The organism is Kitasatospora sp. NPDC057542, from assembly GCF_042801945.1.
Taxonomy (GTDB): domain Bacteria; phylum Actinomycetota; class Actinomycetes; order Streptomycetales; family Streptomycetaceae; genus Kitasatospora.
Genome location: NZ_JBHVFE010000729.1, coordinates 1 through 2,704, shown reverse-complemented (window position 1 = coordinate 2,704; position 2,704 = coordinate 1). Strand labels below are relative to the sequence as shown.

Sequence of the window (2,704 nt, the reverse complement as noted above, 5' to 3'; positions counted from 1 at the left end):
GCCCGGGAACGACGAGCTCCGCAGCGACCTCGTGAAGGTCCGCCGCCGCGGCGCCGGCACCGAACTCGCGCCCAACGCCTGATACTCACGGGAGAACCGCCCACCATGCTCCAGCCGTCCGCCGACAGCCTGCTCGCCCTCGACCGCGCCCACGTGTGGCACCCGTACGGGCCGATGCCCGGAACCGTCACCCCGTACCTGGTCGAGTCCGCCTCGGGGGTTCGGCTGCGGCTGGCCGAGCCGGTCGCGGGCGGGCGGCGCGAGCTGGTCGACGGGATGTCGTCCTGGTGGGCGGCGATCCACGGCTACCGGCACCCGGTGCTGGACGAGGCGGTGCGCGAGCAGCTGGGGCGGATGAGCCACGTGATGTTCGGCGGGCTCACCCACGAGCCCGCCGTCAGGCTGGCGGCCACGCTGGTGGAGATCACCCCGGAGCCGCTGCAGCACGTCTTCCTCGCCGACTCGGGCTCGGTGGCCGTCGAGGTCGCGATGAAGATGTGCCTCCAGTACTGGCAGTCCACCGGGCGGCCGGCCAAGCGCCGGCTGCTCACCTGGCGCGGCGGCTACCACGGGGACACCTTCCACCCGATGTCGGTGTGCGACCCGGACGGCGGGATGCACCACCTGTGGGGCGGGGTGCTGCCCGGCCAGCTGTTCGCCCCGGAGCCGCCCGCCGGGTTCGACTCCCCGATCGATCCCGAATACGCCGCGAGATTCGAGGAGTTGATGGCCCGTCATGCCGACGAGCTGGCCGCCGTCATCGTCGAACCGGTGGTCCAGGGCGCGGGCGGGATGCGCTTCCACTCCCCCGGGTACCTGCGGATGCTGCGCGAACTGTGCGACCGGTACGGGGTGTTGCTGGTCTTCGACGAGATAGCCACCGGATTCGGGCGCAGCGGCGCGCTGTTCGCCGCCGACCACGCGGGCGTCTCGCCGGACGTGATGTGCCTGGGCAAGGCGCTGACCGGCGGCTACCTGACGCTGGCCGCCGCGCTGTGCACGAGCGAGGTCGCGGACGGGATCAGCCGCGGCGAGGTGCCGGTGCTCGCGCACGGGCCGACGTTCATGGGCAACCCGCTGGCCTGCGCGGTCGCCAACGCCTCGCTGGAGCTGCTGCTCGGGCAGGACTGGTCGGCGGAGGTGAACCGGATCGAAGCCGGGCTGGCCGAGGGCCTCGCGGCGGCCGCGGGCGTCCCCGGCGTGCGCGACGTCCGGGTCCAGGGTGCCATCGGCGTCGTGCAGTTGGACCACCCGGTGGACGTCGCGGCGGCGACCGAGGCGGCCGCCCACGCGGGCGTCTGGCTGCGGCCGTTCCGGGACTTGATCTACACCATGCCCCCCTATGTGACGGAGGACGAGGACGTGGCGCGGATCGCCGCCGCCGTGACCGCCGCGGCGGTGGCCGGATGAGCGCGCGCATCCTGTTCGTGACCGGCACCAACACCGACGTCGGCAAGACGGTCGCCACCGCGGCGGTCGCCTCGGCGGCGCTGCGGGCCGGGCTGAAGGTCGCCGTGCTCAAGCCCGGGCAGACGGGGGTCTCCCCGGACGAGCCCGGCGACGCGGCCGAAGTGCGCCGACTGGCAGGCGAACTGACGTTCCGTGAGCTGGTGCGCTACCCCGAGCCGCTGGCGCCCGACACGGCCGCCCGGCGGGCCGGTCTGCCGTACCTCTCCCCCGCCGAGGTCGCCGAGGCCGTCGCCGAACTGGCTTCCACGCACGACCTCGTCCTGGTGGAGGGCGCGGGCGGACTGCTGGTCCGCTACGACGACGAGGGCCGTACGCTCGCCGACCAGGCCCGGGCCGTCCTCGACGCCGGTCTCCCCGCCGAGGTGCTGCTGATCGCCTCCGCCGGGCTCGGCACGCTCAGCATCGTCTCCCTCACGGCGGAGGCCCTGGCGGCCCGCGAACTCCCCCTCACGGGCGTCCTGGTCGGCTCCTGGCCCAGCGATCCCGGCCTCGCCGAACGCTGCAACCTCGCCGACCTGCCCCGCTCCGCCGGCGCCCCGCTGCTCGGCGCGCTGCCGGAACGGGCGGGCGGCGGCGAGGACTTCGCCACCCTCGCGTACGCCTCGCTGGCCCCCGAGCTGGGCGGCACCTGGGACGTGGAGCACTTCGCGAGCCTCCACCGGCCCGGATCGGCCCCACTTCGCTCGAAGGGGTGATCCCGCCTCCCCGCCCTGTCGGAAGCCGGGGCGGCTCAATACCGTTCCTTCCATGACAGACGGGCTGACCATGGACGAGGCCCTGCGGGCCTTGGCCGCCCTGGAGGCGGCATGGAAGGACGACGACGAGGCGCTGTCCGCCCTGGCGGCGGGCAGCGTCGGTGAACGGCCGCTGCCGGCGCTGGTCGCCGTGTACGGCGAGCACGCCATGGACACCCTGATGGCGCTCGCCTTCGGGTTGCGCGCCACCATGAGCGACGAGGAGATCGCCGAGATCTCCGATGCCGTCAGTTCCAACATCGGCGCCCGGATGAGCGCCCTGCTCAACCAGACCCTCAAGGCCTGGGGCACCCTCTCGGCCCCGGACGACCTCTCGGTCACCAAGATCATCGCCCACACCGTGATCGACGCGATGCGAGCCGTCACCGAGGAGCCCAGCAAGACCGAGGTGCTGCCCCTCCTCGCCACCTTCCGCAGCTACGCCCTCAACGACAGCTGAGGAATCGGGAAACAGTGTGGGCTTCGAGTCGCCTCGAAGC

3 protein-coding genes are annotated in these 2,704 nt (G+C 73.3%); all 3 read left to right on the top strand.

Annotated elements, in window-relative coordinates; translation table 11 throughout:
* The first annotated feature begins 105 nt into the window (after positions 1–105).
* From ACFU7Y_RS42770 to ACFU7Y_RS42760, 3 genes are read left to right on the top strand one after another with little or no spacing between them, the layout of a single operon-like run.
* Complete coding sequence (locus tag ACFU7Y_RS42770; RefSeq protein ID WP_224284609.1) at positions 106–1,410, top strand: adenosylmethionine--8-amino-7-oxononanoate transaminase; 1,305 nt, start codon at positions 106–108, stop codon at positions 1,408–1,410.
* A complete protein-coding gene (bioD, locus tag ACFU7Y_RS42765; RefSeq protein ID WP_224284610.1) occupies positions 1,407–2,165 on the top strand; it encodes a dethiobiotin synthase in 759 nt (252 codons plus the stop codon). Before ACFU7Y_RS42770 ends, bioD begins: the two co-directional genes overlap by 4 nt.
* A 52-nt stretch (positions 2,166–2,217) precedes the next feature.
* Entirely contained in the window at positions 2,218–2,664 is a 447-nt protein-coding gene (locus ACFU7Y_RS42760; RefSeq protein ID WP_224284611.1) for a hypothetical protein, read from the top strand.
* Positions 2,665–2,704: the final 40 nt, after the last annotated feature.